This is a genomic window from Bailinhaonella thermotolerans (assembly GCF_003594875.1).
GTDB classification, from domain to species: Bacteria; Actinomycetota; Actinomycetes; order Streptosporangiales; family Streptosporangiaceae; genus Bailinhaonella; species Bailinhaonella thermotolerans.
Genome location: NZ_QZEY01000004.1, coordinates 195,740 through 210,878 on the forward strand (window position 1 = coordinate 195,740; position 15,139 = coordinate 210,878).

The 15,139-nt window shown below is 73.9% G+C and carries 14 protein-coding genes; 9 read left to right on the top strand and 5 right to left on the bottom strand.

Features of this window, described 5'->3' with window-relative positions; all coding sequences use genetic code 11:
• Positions 1-14: 14 nt before the first annotated feature.
• The 4 genes from D5H75_RS13430 to D5H75_RS13445 all read left to right on the top strand — a co-directional run bounded on the left by D5H75_RS13430 (position 15) and on the right by D5H75_RS13445 (position 4,781).
• Positions 15-746: an ABC transporter ATP-binding protein gene (locus tag D5H75_RS13430; protein WP_202638118.1), complete on the top strand. Its 732-nt coding sequence runs from the start codon at positions 15-17 to the stop codon at positions 744-746.
• Entirely contained in the window at positions 746-3,181 is a 2,436-nt protein-coding gene (locus tag D5H75_RS13435; RefSeq protein ID WP_119926770.1) for an ABC transporter permease, read from the top strand. Before D5H75_RS13430 ends, D5H75_RS13435 begins: the two co-directional genes overlap by 1 nt.
• A 119-nt stretch (positions 3,182-3,300) precedes the next feature.
• Positions 3,301-3,933 (top strand): class I SAM-dependent methyltransferase, encoded by a 633-nt coding sequence (locus D5H75_RS13440; protein ID WP_119926771.1) that lies wholly within the window; start codon positions 3,301-3,303, stop codon positions 3,931-3,933.
• Positions 3,930-4,781, top strand: a complete 852-nt coding sequence (locus tag D5H75_RS13445) for a hypothetical protein (RefSeq protein WP_202638119.1) — start codon at positions 3,930-3,932, stop codon at positions 4,779-4,781. The genes D5H75_RS13440 and D5H75_RS13445 overlap by 4 nt, the downstream gene beginning before the upstream one ends.
• 23 nt (positions 4,782-4,804) lie before the next feature.
• Here D5H75_RS13445 and D5H75_RS13450 read toward each other — a convergent pair whose 3' ends face one another.
• Positions 4,805-5,599 (bottom strand): IclR family transcriptional regulator, encoded by a 795-nt coding sequence (locus D5H75_RS13450; protein ID WP_119926772.1) that lies wholly within the window; start codon positions 5,597-5,599, stop codon positions 4,805-4,807.
• Positions 5,600-5,739: 140 nt separating this feature from the next.
• On the opposite strand from D5H75_RS13450, the gene D5H75_RS13455 reads away from it, so the two are divergent.
• Genes D5H75_RS13455 through D5H75_RS13465 form a run of 3 tightly spaced genes read left to right on the top strand, consistent with a single transcriptional unit; the run spans position 5,740 to position 8,779 of the window.
• A complete protein-coding gene (locus D5H75_RS13455; RefSeq protein WP_119926773.1) occupies positions 5,740-7,002 on the top strand; it encodes an extracellular solute-binding protein in 1,263 nt (420 codons plus the stop codon).
• Complete coding sequence (locus tag D5H75_RS13460) at positions 6,999-7,943, top strand: carbohydrate ABC transporter permease (RefSeq protein ID WP_119926774.1); 945 nt, start codon at positions 6,999-7,001, stop codon at positions 7,941-7,943. The genes D5H75_RS13455 and D5H75_RS13460 overlap by 4 nt, the downstream gene beginning before the upstream one ends.
• Positions 7,940-8,779, top strand: coding sequence for a carbohydrate ABC transporter permease (locus tag D5H75_RS13465; protein ID WP_119926775.1), 840 nt, complete (start codon positions 7,940-7,942; stop codon positions 8,777-8,779). Before D5H75_RS13460 ends, D5H75_RS13465 begins: the two co-directional genes overlap by 4 nt.
• 81 nt (positions 8,780-8,860) lie before the next feature.
• Here D5H75_RS13465 and D5H75_RS13470 read toward each other — a convergent pair whose 3' ends face one another.
• A complete protein-coding gene (locus D5H75_RS13470; protein ID WP_119926776.1) occupies positions 8,861-10,102 on the bottom strand; it encodes an MFS transporter in 1,242 nt (413 codons plus the stop codon).
• A gap of 75 nt (positions 10,103-10,177) precedes the next feature.
• Here D5H75_RS13470 and D5H75_RS13475 point away from each other — a divergent pair, with 75 nt between their 5' ends.
• A complete protein-coding gene (locus D5H75_RS13475) occupies positions 10,178-11,146 on the top strand; it encodes an ArsR/SmtB family transcription factor (protein ID WP_119926777.1) in 969 nt (322 codons plus the stop codon).
• Positions 11,147-11,228: 82 nt separating this feature from the next.
• Here the strand turns inward: D5H75_RS13475 and D5H75_RS13480 are convergent, their stop codons facing one another.
• Together D5H75_RS13480 and D5H75_RS13485 are read right to left on the bottom strand one after the other, a co-directional pair.
• Complete coding sequence (locus tag D5H75_RS13480) at positions 11,229-12,155, bottom strand: DUF8094 domain-containing protein (RefSeq protein ID WP_147425142.1); 927 nt, start codon at positions 12,153-12,155, stop codon at positions 11,229-11,231.
• Between the two features lie 91 nt (positions 12,156-12,246).
• On the bottom strand, positions 12,247-13,029 hold the full coding sequence (locus D5H75_RS13485) for a DUF305 domain-containing protein (RefSeq protein ID WP_242454216.1): 783 nt from the start codon (positions 13,027-13,029) through the stop codon (positions 12,247-12,249).
• A 126-nt stretch (positions 13,030-13,155) separates the two neighbouring features.
• On the opposite strand from D5H75_RS13485, the gene D5H75_RS13490 reads away from it, so the two are divergent.
• Positions 13,156-13,779, top strand: coding sequence for a DUF3105 domain-containing protein (locus tag D5H75_RS13490; protein ID WP_119926779.1), 624 nt, complete (start codon positions 13,156-13,158; stop codon positions 13,777-13,779).
• A 189-nt stretch (positions 13,780-13,968) separates the two neighbouring features.
• Here the strand turns inward: D5H75_RS13490 and ald are convergent, their stop codons facing one another.
• A complete protein-coding gene (gene ald / locus D5H75_RS13495) occupies positions 13,969-15,084 on the bottom strand; it encodes an alanine dehydrogenase (protein ID WP_119926780.1) in 1,116 nt (371 codons plus the stop codon).
• Positions 15,085-15,139: the final 55 nt, after the last annotated feature.

Sequence of the window (15,139 nt, forward strand, 5' to 3'; positions counted from 1 at the left end):
GCAGACTTGCGGGCATGGATGACGCAGTTCGTTTGCAGGCCGTGAGCAAGGTGTACGGCAGGGGCCAGGGCGCCGTGGCCGCCCTGCGCGAGGTGACCGTGGGAATCCCGCGCGGCAGCTTCACCGCGGTGATGGGGCCTTCGGGGTCGGGCAAGAGCACGTTCCTGCACTGCGCCGCCGGGCTCGACAGCCCCAGCTCGGGTTCGGTGCGGCTCGGCGACACCGAGCTGACCGGGATGGACGAGACGCGGCTGACCGAACTGCGGCGCAAGCGCGTCGGCTTCGTGTTCCAGGCGTTCAACCTGGTCTCCTCGCTGACCGTGACGCAGAACATCACGCTGCCGCTGCGCCTCGGCGGCGTGCGCGCGGACCGGGCGTGGCTGGACGAGGTGGTCCACCGGGTGGGGCTGGCCGGCCGTACGGGACACCGGCCCGCGGAGCTGTCCGGCGGGCAGCAGCAGCGGGTGGCGATCGCGCGGGCGCTGATCACGCGGCCGGAGGTGGTGTTCGGCGACGAGCCCACCGGGGCGCTGGACACGATGACGGCGCGGGACGTCCTCACGCTGCTGCGCGAGGTCGTGGACACGATGGGCCAGACCGTGGTGATGGTCACCCACGACCCGGTCGCCGCCTCCTACGCCGACACCGTCCTCTACCTGGCCGACGGCCGCATCGTGGACGAGATGCGCGCGCCGACCGCCGACGCCGTCGCCGAGCGCATGACCCGGTTGGGGGCGTACGTCTGATGCTGGGATTCGCCCTGAACACGCTGCGTCACCGTAAGGCCGGGTTCGCCGGGGCCTTCCTGGCGCTGCTCTTCGCCGCCGCCCTCGTCTGCGCTTGCGGGGTGCTGCTCGACACCGGCCTGCGCGGCGCCGTCCAGCCGGAGCGGTACGCCGGGACGCCGCTGATCGTGGCCGGGGACCAGAACGTGCACCGTGTCGAGCGCGAGGTGGACGACGGCGAGGTCGAGGTCAAGGACAAGGCCAAGCCCGTCGCCGGGCGGGTGTGGATCCCCGCCTCGCTCGCCGCCCGGATCGGGACCGTGCCCGGGGTCCGCGAGGTCGTGCCCGAGGTGAGCTTCCCCGCCCACGTCGCGGGCGGGCCCTCCGCCGTCGGGCACGGGTGGGAGTCCGCGCGGCTGACCCCGTTCACGCTGCGCGCCGGCCGGGCGCCGACCACTGCCGGCGAGGTCGTCGTGGACGCCTCCGTGCGCGGCTCCCGCATCACCGTGCTCACCGCCGCCGGGCCCAAGGCGTACACCGTCGTGGGGGTGACCAGGGAGACGCTGCCGAACCAGGTCAGCCTGTTCTTCTCCACCGCCGAGGCGCGGCGGCTGGCGGGACGGCCGGGGCAGGTCACGGCGATCGGGGTGTTCCCCGCCGTGGACGTGTCGGCGGCGCTCGCGGGCTCGGGCGCGCTGCCGTACACCGGGGAGGACCGCGGCAAGGTGGAGTTCCTGGGCGCGGAGAACGCCCGGATCCGCCTGATCAGCCTGGGCGGCGCGCTCGGCGGGACGTCCCTGCTGGTCGCGGTGCTGGTGGTCGTGGGCACGTTCGCGCTGTCGATCCAGCAGCGGCAGCGGGAGATCGCGATGCTGCGCGCGATCGCGGCCACGCCCCGGCAGATCCGCCGGATGATCGGCGGGGAGGCGCTGCTGATCAGCCTGGTCGCCGGTGCGGCGGGCGCGGGGCTCGGGCTCGCGCTGGCGTCCCTGCTGCGGTCGATGTTCGTGTCGCTGGGCGCGATGCCCGGGAACCTGCCGCTGGTGGTCGGCCCCTTCCCGCCCGCCGCGGCCGTGCTCGCCGCCGTCGCCGGGTCGTTCGCGGCGGCGCGGGTGTCGGCCCGCCGCACCTCCCGGATCCGGCCCGTCGAGGCGCTCGGGGACGCGGCCCTGCCGTCCGCGCGGCTGGGGGTCGCGCGGCTGCTCGCGGGGCTCGCCGTGCTCGCCGGGGCGGTCACGCTGACGCTGGTGCTGTCGGGGCTGAGCACCGAGGCGGCCTCCAGCCCGGTCGTGATGCTGACCGCGATCGTGTGGACCATCGGGCTGACCCTGCTGGCCCCGGTCGTCGCCCGGGTCATGACGGCGCTGCTGGGCGCGCCGCTGCGGCTCTCCCGGGCCGGCGGGTACCTGGCGGCGGCCAACCTGCGGGCCGCGATCCGCCGTACCGCCTCGGTGATCGCGCCGCTGACCCTCATGGTGGCGATGAGCTGCACGATCTTCTTCGTCCAGGACACGATGGGCGACGCCGTCGGCGCCGAGTCCCGGGACGGGACGCGGGCCGGGCTGGTGCTCGGCCCCCGCGTCTCGCCGGCGGCCGCCGACGCCGTACGGCGGGTGCCGGGCGTGGAGGCGGTGACCGAGGTGCTGCGCACGACGGTCCGGATCGACCTGGAGAAGTACTCCGCGCAGGCGGTGACCCCGGGCGGGCTCGCCTCGACGATGGATCTGGGCGTGGTGTCGGGGTCGCTGGACCGGCTCGGGGAGTCCGGGGTCGCGGTCAGCGAGGTCGCGGCCGGGCGGCTCGGAGTGAAGGTGGGCTCGCCGCTCACGGTGGCCCTGGCCGACGCGACGCCCGTGTCGCTCACGGTGGTCGCGGTGTACTCCCGGGGCCTCGGGTTCGGCGACCTGACACTGCCGCACGCGCTCGCCGCGCCGCACGCGGACGACCGGCTCGCCCAGACCGCGCTGGTCAGCGCCCCCGGCGTGGCCGCGTCCGCGATCACGGCGGCCCTGCGCGCCCACCCCGGGACCGAGGTGGCCCCCGCGGTCGGCGGGGACGGCGGGAGCGGCGGGGACGGCGGATCGGTGAACACGGCGGTCAACTACGTGGCGATGGGGCTGGTCATCGCGTTCACCGCGATCTCGGTGGTGAACACGCTGGCCATGGCCACGGCGGACCGCGCGAGGGAGCTGACGCTGCTGCGCCGCGTCGGCGCCACCCGCCGCCAGCTCCTGTCCATGCTGCGCCTGGAGACCCTGACGGCCGTGCTCGTCGCGGTGATCCTCGGCACTGCGGTCTCCCTGGTCACCCTGACGGCCTTCGCCAACGGGATGACCGGCGTGCCCCGGCCGTACGTGTCGCCCTGGACGTATCTCGGGGTGGTCGCGGCCGCCGCCGTCCTGGCGCTCGCCGCCACCGGCGTCGCCGGCCGCCTCGCCCTCCGCGCCCGCGCCTGAGCCCTTCCTCCCGAGCCGATCACGCCGTTCCCGCCACCGTGGGGGCGGCGTGATCGGCGCGAGGCGGCGGGGACGGGTAGAAAGGGGAGAGCGCTCCCGACGGGTCCCCGGAGGCCGGTATGAGCAAGGCCAGACCGCTTTTCGCGCGCTACTACGCCCGGTTCAGCCCCTCGATGGACGAGGTGGGGTTCGCCGCGCACCGCCGCAGGCTGGTGGACGGGCTCGCCGGGCGCGTGATCGAGATCGGCGCGGGGAACGGGCTGAACTTCGCCCACTATCCGCCGGAGGTGACCGAGGTGCTGGCCGCCGAGCCCGAGCCGTATCTCCGCGAGGTGGCGGAGCGGAACGCCTCCCGCGCCCCGGTGCCGGTCAAGGTCGTGGACGGCACGGCCGACCGGCTGCCCGCGGGGGACGGGTCGTTCGACGCCGCGGTCGTCTCCCTCGTGCTCTGCTCGGTGCCCGACCAGGGCCGCGCCCTCCGCGAGGCGCACCGCGTCCTGCGGCCCGGCGGCGAGCTCCGGTTCGTCGAGCACGTCCGGGCCGCGACCCCGGGCCTGCGCCGGGTCCAGCGGGTCCTGGACGCCACCGTCTGGCCCCTCGTCAACGGCGGCTGCCACACCTCCCGCGACACCCTCGCCGCCATCACCGCCGCGGGCTTCCGGATCACCGATCTCAACCGCTACCGGTTCCCGGATACCCGCGTCCCCCTCCCGGCCTCCCCCTGCGTCGAGGGCGTCGCCATCCGGCCATGACGACCGGGGAGCACGTGACCGGGCCGCTGGGGTGCGCGCCGGCGCACGCGCCGTTGTCCTATCCGGGGCGGTGGCCGGAGGAGGCGGGGCTGCTGCGGGGCGAGGCGTTCACCCGGCTCGGGGTGCGCGCGGCGCGGCTGGGGGAGTGGACGGTGGGGGACTCCGGGCGGGCGCTGGACCGGGCGCTGGCCGGATGGGGGCTGGCGCGGACCGGGGAGCGGTATCCGCTGCTGGCGATCGGGTCCAACGGATGCCCGGCGCAGATGGCGTACAAGCTGGGGAAGGTGTCGCGGCCGGCGACGCTGCCGATGGTGCCGGTCGTGGTGCGCGGGATCGCCGTCGGGGTGTCCGCGCACGTCAGCCTCGCCGGATGCGTGTCGGCGTCGCCGTACCGGGATCCGGGGGCGGAGACCACGCTGATCGTGTCGTGGCCGGACGAGGCGCAGATGCGGGCGGTGGACGCGACCGAGCCGAACTACCACCGCGTGTTCCTGCCGGGCGGCGAGTTCCCGATGCGCATGCCGAGCGGCGAACGGCTCGGCGGCTGCCACGCGTACGTGAACCGGCACGGCGTCCTGACCGGCGGGGACGGCGTCCCGCTGCGCGCGATGCCGCAGCCCGGCCTCCTGGCGCGGCTGCTCGCCGACGTCCCCGGGCTGAGCGCGCTGTTCGGCGAGGGACCCGGCTCCTTCGTCGAACGCGCCCGCGCCGACGAGGCCCTGCGGCTGCGGGCCCGCGCCCTCTTCCGCGAGACGGGCCGCGTGCTCCAGGACGCCGGTTTCGCCTCCCTCGTCCGGGACACCCCGCCGAGGCCGTACGCCGGGATCCCGCCCCTGTCCTGGGACTGATCCCGCCTCCGCGGGTCAGCGGGTCAGCGGGAGGAGCCGAGGTGGCGGGAGACGCGGAGGGCGGACTGGGCCACCCGGGGGCCCAGGTCGCGGACCCGGGCCGCGGTGATGCGGGAGGTCAGGCCGGAGACGGACAGGGCCGCGGTGACCGTGTCGTCGTGGTTGAAGATGGGGGCGGCCACGCAGCGGACCTCGGGCTCGTTCTCCCGGTCGTCCACGGCGTAGCCGCGCTGGCGGGTCCGCAGGAGGTCGGCGCGGAGCCGGTCGCCGTCGGTGATCGTGAACTTGGTGATCGGGGGGAGCCCGGCGGCGACCACCTCGGCGACCGCCTCCTCCGGCTGCCAGGCGAGGATGGCCTTGCCCACCGCCGTGCAGTACACCGGGGCGCGGCTGCCGATGCGGGAGGCCATGCGCACCGTGGCCTGGTTCTCGACCTTGTCGATGTAGACGACGTGCGGGGGCTCGTAGATGACGAGGTGGACGGTCTCCCCGGCCTCGCGGGCCAGCCGGGCGGACTCCTCGGCGGCGACCGTGCGCAGGTCGAGCGTGCCCAGGTAGGCCTGGCTGAGCCGCAGGACGCCGACGCCCAGGCGGTACGCCCCGGTGCGGCGGTCGCGGGCGAGCAGGCCGGCGTCCACCAGGGGGGCCGTCAGGCGCAGGATCGTGCTCTTCGGCATGGCCAGGGACTCGGCGAGGCGGGACAGCGTGAGCCCCTGGCCGGGTCCGGCGTGGTCGCGGACCTCGGCGAGCACGGCGAGGGCCCGGCGCAGCGAGGAGGACTGGTTGCGCTCCGCGGCACGGGGGGCGGGGTCGGGCACGTGGTCACCGTAGAGCGGCGGCGGCCTTCCTGTCACCGTTATTCGGCACGGTGTTCTGCATTGCAGAACAAACAGATAGGTCTCTTGTCGGTTGTCGGGGATGCTCGTACGGTCGGCGGCCAAGTGAGGAGGTGGCTTTTGTGAAGATCGTCAATTGGGCCGCCGCAGGTGTCGCGCTCCTTGCGCTGGCCGCCTGCGCACCGTCCACGGCGCCGTCGTCCGCCGGCGGGGACGAGAAGACCGGGACGCTGCGGGTCTGGCTGTTCGACGAGCCGAACCGCGCCCCGAAGGAGAAGGTCGTCGGCGAGGCGATCGGTGAGTTCACCGCCGCGAACAAGGGCGTCAAGGTCGAGGTGACCTACATCCCGACCACGCCCGCCCGGCACGAGAAGTTCAAGGGCGCGTTCAACGACCCCGCGAGCGCCCCCGACGTGGCCGAGTACGGCAACACCGACCTGGCCGAGTACGCCGCCGCGGGCGGGTTCGCCGACCTGAGCGCGGACCTGCGGAACTGGTCCGAGGGCAAGGACGTCAACGCCGACCTGCTCAAGTCCGCCACGGTGGACGGCAAGGTGTACGGCATGCCGTGGTTCATCGGCATCCGCGCGCTCTACTACCGCACCGACGTGTTCGACGAGCTGAAGCTGAAGCCGCCGACCTCGATCGAGGAGCTGTCGAAGACCGCGCGCGAGATCCGGGCCAAGAAGAAGGACCTGTACGGCCTGGCCGTGGGCGGCGAGTACACCTTCGGCGCGCTGCCGTTCGTGTGGGCGACCGGCGGCGAGATCGAGAAGCTGAACTCGCCGGAGGCGCGCAAGGGCGTGAAGGCCTACACGGACCTGCTCAGCGACGACAACTGCCCGCCGCAGGCGTGCGCGGGCCTGACCGGCGGCAAGACGGTCGAGCTGTTCGCCAGCGGCAAGGCCGCGATGGGCATCCTCGGCAACTTCAGCCGCTCGGCGGTGGACGCGGGCGCGGCGGCCGGGAAGTACAAGGTCGTCCCGCTGCCCGGCGACAAGCCCGGCACGATCGCCCCGGCGTTCGCCGGCGGCAACAACCTCGGCGTCATGAAGAACAGCAAGCACCGCTCGCTGGCGGTGCAGTTCCTCCAGCTCCTGGGCGGCAAGAAGTACCAGCTCAAGATGTACGAGGCGATGGGCAACCTGCCCACGCTCACGTCCGCCCGCGAGGAGCTGGCGGCCAAGGACGAGTTCCTCAAGCCCTTCCTCGACACGGTCAGCGCGGGCACCAGGTTCGTGCCGATCCACCCGGGCTGGGTGAAGATCGACAACCAGAAGGTCATCCCGACCATGCTCCAGAAGATCTCCGGCAAGCAGGCCACGCTGGAGCAGGCCACCGACGAGGCCGCGTCGGCGGTGACCACGGCGCTGTCCGGCTCATGACCGCGATGACCACGGCGGACCCGGGCGCGGCCCGGGTCCGCCGCCGGCCGTCGCGCGCGGGCGCGCGGAGGGGCCGCGGGACACCGTGGCTCTACCTGCTGCCCGCGGCGGCGGTGCTCGTGCCGCTGTTCGGCTACCCGATCTACATGCTCGGCCTGCTGTCGTTCTTCGACTACCGGCAGGCGCAGGTCAGCGGCGGGGAGCCGACGCGGTTCATCGGATTCGGCAACTACGCCGCGCTCGTGGCCGACGAGCGCTTCTGGGCCGTCCTGGCGCAGACCGTGGTGTTCGCGGCGGCGCTCGTGGTGGCGACGCTCGCGGTCGGGGCGTTCCTCGCGGTCGTGCTCACGCGGGCCGGGCGGGTGCCGCGCCTGCTGCTGTCGCTGGCGGCGATGGCGGCCTGGGCGGCCCCGGCGATGACCGGGTCCACGGTGTGGATGTTCCTGTTCGACACCGACCTCGGGCTGGTCAACCAGGTGCTCGGCATCGAGGGCTTCAACTGGTTCTACGGCAAGTGGACGGCGTTCGCGCTGGTCGGGGCGACCGTCGTGTGGCACTCGTTCCCGTTCGTCATGGTCACCCTCTACGCCGGGATGCAGGCGATCCCCGCGTCCGTGCTGGAGGCGGCGGCGCTGGACGGCGCCTCGGCGTACCAGTCCTTCCGGCGGGTGGTCGTGCCGATCCTGCGGCCGCTGATCACGATCGTGGTCATCCAGTCGATCATCTGGGACTTCAAGATCTTCACGCAGATCTACGTCATGACCAACGGCGGCGGCATCGCCGGGCAGAACAGCGTGCTCAACGTGTACGCCTACCAGACCGCGTTCGGCTCCTCGGAGTACGGCCTGGGCTCGGCGATCGGCGTCGTCATGACGCTCATCCTGCTCGCGGTCACCCTGTTCTACATCCGCGCGCTCCGCCGTACGGGAGAAGAGCTGTGAAGAGGGCACGCCTGGCGGCGAACACGATCGCGATCCTGGCCGCGGTGGTCACGATCTTCCCGATCTACTGGATGGTCCTGTCGGCGCTCAAGCCGGCCGGGGAGATCACGTCCCTGTCGGTGCGGCCCTGGACGCTCTCCCCGACGCTGGAGCACTTCCGCCGCGTCCTGACCGGCGAGAACTTCGCGCGCTACTTCCTCAACTCGCTGGGCGTGGCGCTCACGGTGGTCGTGCTGTCGGCCCTGGTGGCGTTCCTGGCGGCGGTGGCGGTCACGCGGTTCCGGTTCCGTTTCCGCACCACCGTCCTGATCATGTTCCTGATCGCCCAGATGGTCCCGGTCGAGGCGCTGACGATCCCGCTCTTCTTCCTGGTCCGCGACCTGGGGACGGCGGTGCCCGCGGTCGGCCTCAACACCCTCGGCTCGCTGGTGCTGGTGCATCTGGCGTTCACGCTGCCGTTCGCGATCTGGATGATGCGCGGATTCGTCGCCGCGGTGCCCGACGCGCTGGAGGAGGCGGCGATGCTCGACGGCGCGACGAGGCCGGTGATCCTGTGGCGGATCATCTTCCCCCTGGTCGCCCCCGGCCTGGTCGCCACCAGCGTCTTCTCGTTCATCACGGCCTGGAACGACTTCGTCTTCGCCCGCACCTTCATCATCTCGGCCAAGGACAACCAGACCCTCCCGGCCGCCCTCCTGGTCTTCTTCAAACCGGACGAGAACGACTGGGGCGGGATCATGGCCGCCTCGACGCTGATGACCATCCCCGTCCTGATCTTCTTCCTCGTGGTCCAGCGCCGCCTGGTCGCCGGCCTCGCCGGAGCCGTGAAGGACTGACCCACCGGGTACGGCGCGCGCCGCCTCCCCGCCGCACGGCCCAGGCCCCCGCCGCCGGGCCGTACGGGCGGGGAGCCGGGGTCAGGACAGGTCCCGGGCGCGGCGGAGCGGGGAGAACGCGATCGGGGCCCAGGAGACCGCCAGGCACAGGGCGCCCGCCCACAGGGCCGCGCGGGGACCGGACACCTCGCCGAGCAGGCCGCCGAGGGCCGCGCCCAGCGCGACCGCCCCGGTGAACACGAACCGGAAGACGCCGTTCATCCGCCCGAGCATCTCGTCGGGCGTGACGCGCTGGCGGAGGCTGACCAGGGCGACGTTGTTCGCCCCGACCCGGAACGCCACGGCGGTCCAGCCGAGGGCGGCCGCCCACAGGCCGGGCCCGGCGCCGACCAGGGGGATCAGGAGCGCGAGGGGCGCCGACGCCACCGCCGGGTACAGCGCCGACCGGCCGTGGCCCAGGCGGCGCGACAGGGCGGGGGCGCAGCGGGCCCCGAGCAGCGCGCCCACCCCGCCGGCGGCGAGGAACAGCCCCAGCACCGTCTCGGGCAGGCGCAGCCCGCGCACGAAGAGCACCGGGAGCATGACGAGGCAGAGCTGCACCCCGGCGCTGGTCAGCGCGCCCTGGAGCGCGATCGCGCGGAGCGCGGCGTCCCCGCCCACGAAGCGCGCCGCCTCCCGCACGCCGGGCCACAGCCGGGTACGGCGGGCCGGGCGCGGCGGCTCCGGAGCGCGGATGGCGCGGAGACGGGCCGCCGACCAGAGGTAGGTGAGCGCGTCGGCCAGGATCGCGACCGGCGCGGTGAGGACCTGGACGAGCAGGCCCGCGGCCGACCTGCCCGAGATGTCGGTGACCGCCTGCAGGGAGACCAGGGCGGAGTTCGCCGCGAGGAGACGGGCCCGGCCGACGAGGTGCGGGACGTAGCTCTGCGAGGCGAGGTCGAAGAAGAGGGTGGCGGTGCCGCTGAGCAGGGCGACGGCGTGAAGCTGGGCCATCGTGAGCACGCCGGCCCACCAGGCGGCCGGGACCGAGGCGACCAGGACCACCCGGGCCAGGTCGGCGGCGATCATCACGGGCCTGCGGGGCAGGCGGTCCACCCAGACGCCCGCCGGGAGCCCGATCAGCAGGAAGGCGGCGGCGCCGAGGGCGGCGAGCAGGCCGACCTGGCCGGGCGTGGCGTTCAGGCCGGTGACGGCGAGCAGCGGCAGCGCCAGGTGGCCGAGCTGGCCGCCGAACTGGCTCAGCGCGGCCGCCCCGAACAGGCGGCGGAAGTCGGGGTCGGCGGACAGCCGGGGCGGGGCGGGACGGTCCTCGGTGGCGGTCATGGCGGCAGCCTGCGGCGCGGGCCGTACCGGGCTCAACGAATTTAGACTGGGCCGAATCCATCGGGAGGCGGCGGAATGCTGGAGCTGACGTTCACGGCGGCGGACCTGGCGCGCACGCGGTTCGCGGTGTCGCCGCTGTGGGAGGTCGTCGCCGGCGTCCGCGTGGTGAAGGACCCGGCGGCGCACCCGGTGCACCGGCGGTGGGCCGAGGAGGTGCGGCCCCGGCTCGCGCGGCTGGACTGGGCGCCGCTCGCCGACCTGGTGCCCGTGCCGACACGGGTCATCCCGGGGTTCGTGTGCCCGCCGCCCGCCACGTCGGTGCCCGACCTGTCGGTGGAGCTCGCGGCCGTGCGCGCGACCCCCGCCGAGCGGGTGCGGCGGGGCCTTTCGGTCGTGCCCCGCACGCCGGCCACCGACGCGCTGGCGGCCGATCCCGCGCGGGGGCTGGCCCGCCTGGCCGAGGCGATCGAGGCGTACTGGGAGGTGGCCCTGGCGCCGTACTGGCCGCGCGTCCTGCGGCTGCTGGAGGAGGACGTGCTGCGCCGGGCCCGCCGGTTCGCCGAGGGCGGGGTGCGGGAACTGCTGGGCGGGCTGGACCCCGCGGTCCGCTGGGACGACGAGACGCTGGTCGTGGCCCACCGGCACGTGCGGCGGTCGTCCCGGCTGCGGGGGCGCGGGCTGCTGCTGGTCCCCTCGGCGTTCGTCTGGCCGCGGGTCTTCTCGGTCGTGGACCCGCCGTACCAGCCGGCCCTGCGCTACCCGCCGGACGGCGTCGCGACGCTGTGGGAGGCCGCCGCCCCGGTCCCGGACGCGCTGGCCGCCGTGGTGGGCCGCAGCCGGGCGCGGCTGCTCGCCGAGCTGACCTCGCCCGCCTCCACCCAGGAGCTGACCCGCCGCACCGGCCTGTCCGCCGGGGCGGTCTCCCAGCACCTCACCACGCTGCGCGCCGCCGGGCTGGTCGCCTCGTTCCGCGCCGGCCGTTTCGTCCTCTACCGCCGCACGTCCGCCGCCGAGGCCCTGCTCACCGCCTCCGCGACGGCCTGACCGCCGCCCCCGGCCCCCCGCCGTACGGCTTCCGCCCGGCGCTCGCGCGGCCGTACGGCATGGGGCCCGGGGGAGCGGGGGATCAGGCGAACCAGTCGCCGGCGATCTCGTGGACGGCCTTGCCGCCCTTCCGGGTGGCCACGCCGACGGTGAGGACGTTCACGATGCCCTCGGGCTTGTTGAGCAGGCTGAAGAGGTAGAACGAGCCACCGTCGGCGGTGCGGAAGCCGTGCGGCGGCGAGTGGGACCTGTACGCGGCGTACAGCCCCTTGGTGACGGCCGGGTAGGAGCGGCGGCTGTAGTTGTCCTTGGCGAGGCGGTACCCCCCGGCGCCGCCCTCCCGGCTGGGGTACTCCCAGAAGTTCATGTAGGCCCGGGCGATCTGCAGGCCGTCCAGCGGGGGCGCGGCGGTGACGTACCCCTCCGCGTCCCGCACGGGCTCGGGCACCTTCTGCCCGTAGTGCAGCGGGGTCTTGGCGGCGAGCTTGAACGGCCGGCCGGGCTCGCGCCAGAACGCGAGCACGTGCGCCCGGTCCTGGCCCTTGTACGTGGCCCGGAGGATGAACCACTCGCCGTCGGGCGGCTGGTCCCTGGGCACGTAGTAGGTCCGCTCGCCGGTCAGCGTGATGGGCTTGCGCGGCTTGCCCCTGCCGTCCTCGAAGCTCCCCCGTTCGAGGACGATCTCGTGCCTCGTCCCGAAGGCGAAGAGCCGGTCCCTGGTGGCGTCGTCGTCCCACCAGTGGCGGTCCTTCACCGTCCTGTTGTGGTCGGCCAGCCAGGACTCCGCGGCCTTCCGCGCGTCGTCGAGCGTGAGCCTGGGGGCGGCCGGAGAGGGCGCGGCCCCTGAGGCCGGCGGCGCCGGGGGAGAGACGGCCTGCGGCGACGTCCCCGGCTGCGCGGCGAGCCGGCCGACGGCCTCCTGCCCGCATCCGGCGACCGCGGCCGTCAGCATCGCGGCCGCCAGCGTGGCGCGCACGCCGGGGCGCTTCACGAAATACGAAAAAGACATCAAAACCACCGTAGTGCACGCGAATCGCCCACCTGCTCCCGCCCGTCCGGCGGCGGCGGGGGCGGGCTCCCGCCGTACGGGCCGGGTGGGCTCAGGGGGTGGCGTCGCGCCTGCGGAGCAGGTCCGTCATCAGGGTGATCTCGCCCTGCTGGGTGTTGACCATGCCCTGGGCGAGGGCGCGGACCTCGGGGCGGTCGGTCAGGCGCAGGACGGCCTGCGCCATCTCCACGCCCCCCTTGTGGTGGCGGATCATGAGCTGGAGGTAGAAGACCTCGGCCTCGGCGCCCTTGAGGGACCGCAGCCGCCTCAGCTCCTCGGCCGTGGCCATGCCGGGCATCAGGCCCGTGCCGGGCCCGGGCTTGGCGGCTCCGTGGCCGTGGCCGCTCATCCAGGTCATCGGCGGCCGGCCGCTGCCCTGGGTCAGCCCCCACTGCTGGAGCCAGCCCATCATCATCCCGCGCTGGGCCGTCTGCGTGACGATGATGTCGTACGACAGCGTGCGGATGTCCTGGGCGGTGCTCGCGTCGCGCACCGCGAACGACATCTCCACGGCCTGCGCGTGGTGCACCGCCATGTCCCGGGAGAAGCCGGCCTCGGCGGAGGCGTCCGCGGGGAAGGACGGCCGCAGCAGGAACACCGCGAAGGCGGCGGCGGCCACGATCAGGACGACCAGCCCCGCGAGGGGGACGCGCCGCCGGGGCGCGGGCGCCTGGGAGTCCGCCGCCTCGGACTCCGGCGGCCCGGACTCGGGCAGCCCGGGCTCCGGCGGGGCGGACTCCGGCCGCCCGGGATCGGGCCGCTCGGGCTCCGTCCGCCCGGGCTCCGGGCGCCGGGGCGCGGCCTGCTGGGGCGAGGTCTCGTCGGGGGCTTCCACGTCTCGAAGGCTACCCAGCGGGGAAGGGCGTCCGGGAACCCGAGCATCTTGCGAAAGGCTTATTCTCGCTTTACGAATCGAGGCACTAATGTGATCGAACCCCCCTTCTAACGCCAGGTAGGCAGGATGTCGAAGAACAAGGCGCAGGCCCGGCGCGAGCACATCGAGCGGATGCGGGCCGACGCGAAGCGCAAGGAACGGCGCACCGCGCTCCTCACCTGGGGCGCCGGGGCGTTCGTCGTCGTGCTCCTGATCGGCCTGGTCGCGGGCTACATCATCTACGACCGCAAGGCCAGCGCCCTGACCGGCGTGCAGACGTTCAAGTACTCGGGGGGCGAGCACGTCCAGCCCGGCCAGAACGTGCAGTACAAGGAGACCCCTCCGGCGGGCGGCCCGCACGACCAGGAGTGGCAGAACTGCGGCATCTACGACAAGCCGATCCGCAACGAGCACGCCGTCCACAGCCTGGAGCACGGCGCCGTGTGGATCACCTACAAGCCGGACCTGCCCAAGGACCAGGTGGAGACGCTCCGCGAGACCGTCGGCAACGACGGCTACCTCCTGCTGAGCCCGTACGAGGGGCTGCCCGCCCCGGTCGTGGCCAGCTCGTGGGGCCGCCAGATCAAGCTGGACGGCGCGGACGACCCGCGCCTGAAGGAGTTCATCAAGAAGTACAAGCAGGCCCCGGACACCCCCGAGCTGGGCGCGTCCTGCTCCGGCACCACCCAGGGCACCCCGATCCAGCCCTGACCCCCGCGCCGCCCCGGCGGTCCCGGCCGCACAGGCCCCGGTTCCACCGGCCCGGTCTCTCGGGCCCCGCTCTCTCGGGCCCACGCGCTCCCAGGCTCCGCGTTTTCGGGCCCCGCGCTCTCGGGCCACGTCCGGTACGGCTCGCGCCAGGCGCGAGCCGTACCGGATCGGCGCGGCGGGCCGCGGCGGTCAGCCGAGCGCGTCGGAGATGCGGATCGAGTCCATGCCGTGGGCCTGGGCGACGGGTTCGTTGGTGAGGCGGCCCGCGTGCGTGTTGAGGCCGAGGGCGAGCGCCGGGTCCGCGGAGAGCGCGGCCCGCCAACCCTTGTTCGCGATCGCGAGCGCGTAGGGGAGGGTGACGTTGGTCAGCGCGTACGTCGAGGTGTGCGGCACCGCGCCGGGCATGTTCGCCACGCAGTAGAAGACCGACTCGTGCACCGTGTAGGTCGGGTTCGCGTGCGTCGTCGGGCGGGAGTCCTCGAAGCAGCCGCCCTGATCGATGGAGATGTCCACCAGCACCGAGCCGGGGCGCATCCGGCTCACCTGCTCGTTCGTGACCAGCTTGGGCGCCTTCGCCCCGGGCACCAGCACCGCCCCGATCACCAGGTCGGCATCCATGATCGCCCGTTCGATCTCGTAGGTGTTCGACGCCACGGTCTGGCAGTGCCCCTGGTAGATGCGGTCGGCCGCCCGCAGCGCGTCGATGTTGCGGTCCAGCAGCAGCACCTCGGCCTGCATGCCCAGCGCGATCGCCGCCGCGTTCATGCCGGACACCCCGGCCCCGATGACGACGACCTTGGCCGCGTACACGCCGGAGACGCCGCCCATCAGGATCCCGCGCCCGCCGCCCTGCCGCATCAGGTGGTACGCCCCGACCTGCGGCGCGAGCCGCCCGGCGACCTCTGACATGGGCGCGAGCAGCGGCAGCGCCCCGTTCGCGGTCTGCACGGTCTCGTACGCGATCCCGGTGATGCCCGAGTCGAGCATGGCCTCGGTGCACTCGCGGGAGGCGGCCAGGTGCAGGTACGTGAACAGCACCTGCTCCTTGCGCATCCGGTGGTACTCCTCGGCCACCGGCTCCTTGACCTTCAGCACGAGGTCGCTGTGGCCCCACACCTCGTCGGCGTCGGCCGCGATGAACGCTCCGGCCGCCTCGAAGTCCGCGTCGGGGATGGACGATCCGATCCCCGCGCCGCGTTCGATGACGACCCGGTGGCCGTGGCGTACCAGCTCGTGGACGCCGGCGGGGGTGATGGCCACCCGGTACTCGTGGTTCTTGACCTCTTTGGGCACTCCGACCTGCACAGCCGCCTCCTTGAAGCTGCGTGGTGCGAACCCTTCCTCTCCACTGTCGCTGCCC

What these genes read in the sequence shown, in the direction of transcription:
- D5H75_RS13430 (WP_202638118.1), top strand. Translation starts at nt 15, where the DNA reads ATGGATGACGCAGTTCGTTTGCAGGCCGTGAGCAAGGTGTACGGCAGG.
- D5H75_RS13435 (WP_119926770.1), top strand. Translation starts at nt 746, where the DNA reads ATGCTGGGATTCGCCCTGAACACGCTGCGTCACCGTAAGGCCGGGTTC.
- D5H75_RS13440 (WP_119926771.1), top strand. Translation starts at nt 3,301, where the DNA reads ATGAGCAAGGCCAGACCGCTTTTCGCGCGCTACTACGCCCGGTTCAGC.
- D5H75_RS13445 (WP_202638119.1), top strand. Translation starts at nt 3,930, where the DNA reads ATGACGACCGGGGAGCACGTGACCGGGCCGCTGGGGTGCGCGCCGGCG.
- D5H75_RS13460 (WP_119926774.1), top strand. Translation starts at nt 6,999, where the DNA reads ATGACCGCGATGACCACGGCGGACCCGGGCGCGGCCCGGGTCCGCCGC.
- D5H75_RS13470 (WP_119926776.1), bottom strand. Translation starts at nt 10,102, where the DNA reads ATGACCGCCACCGAGGACCGTCCCGCCCCGCCCCGGCTGTCCGCCGAC.
- D5H75_RS13475 (WP_119926777.1), top strand. Translation starts at nt 10,178, where the DNA reads ATGCTGGAGCTGACGTTCACGGCGGCGGACCTGGCGCGCACGCGGTTC.
- D5H75_RS13480 (WP_147425142.1), bottom strand. Translation starts at nt 12,155, where the DNA reads ATGTCTTTTTCGTATTTCGTGAAGCGCCCCGGCGTGCGCGCCACGCTG.
- D5H75_RS13490 (WP_119926779.1), top strand. Translation starts at nt 13,156, where the DNA reads ATGTCGAAGAACAAGGCGCAGGCCCGGCGCGAGCACATCGAGCGGATG.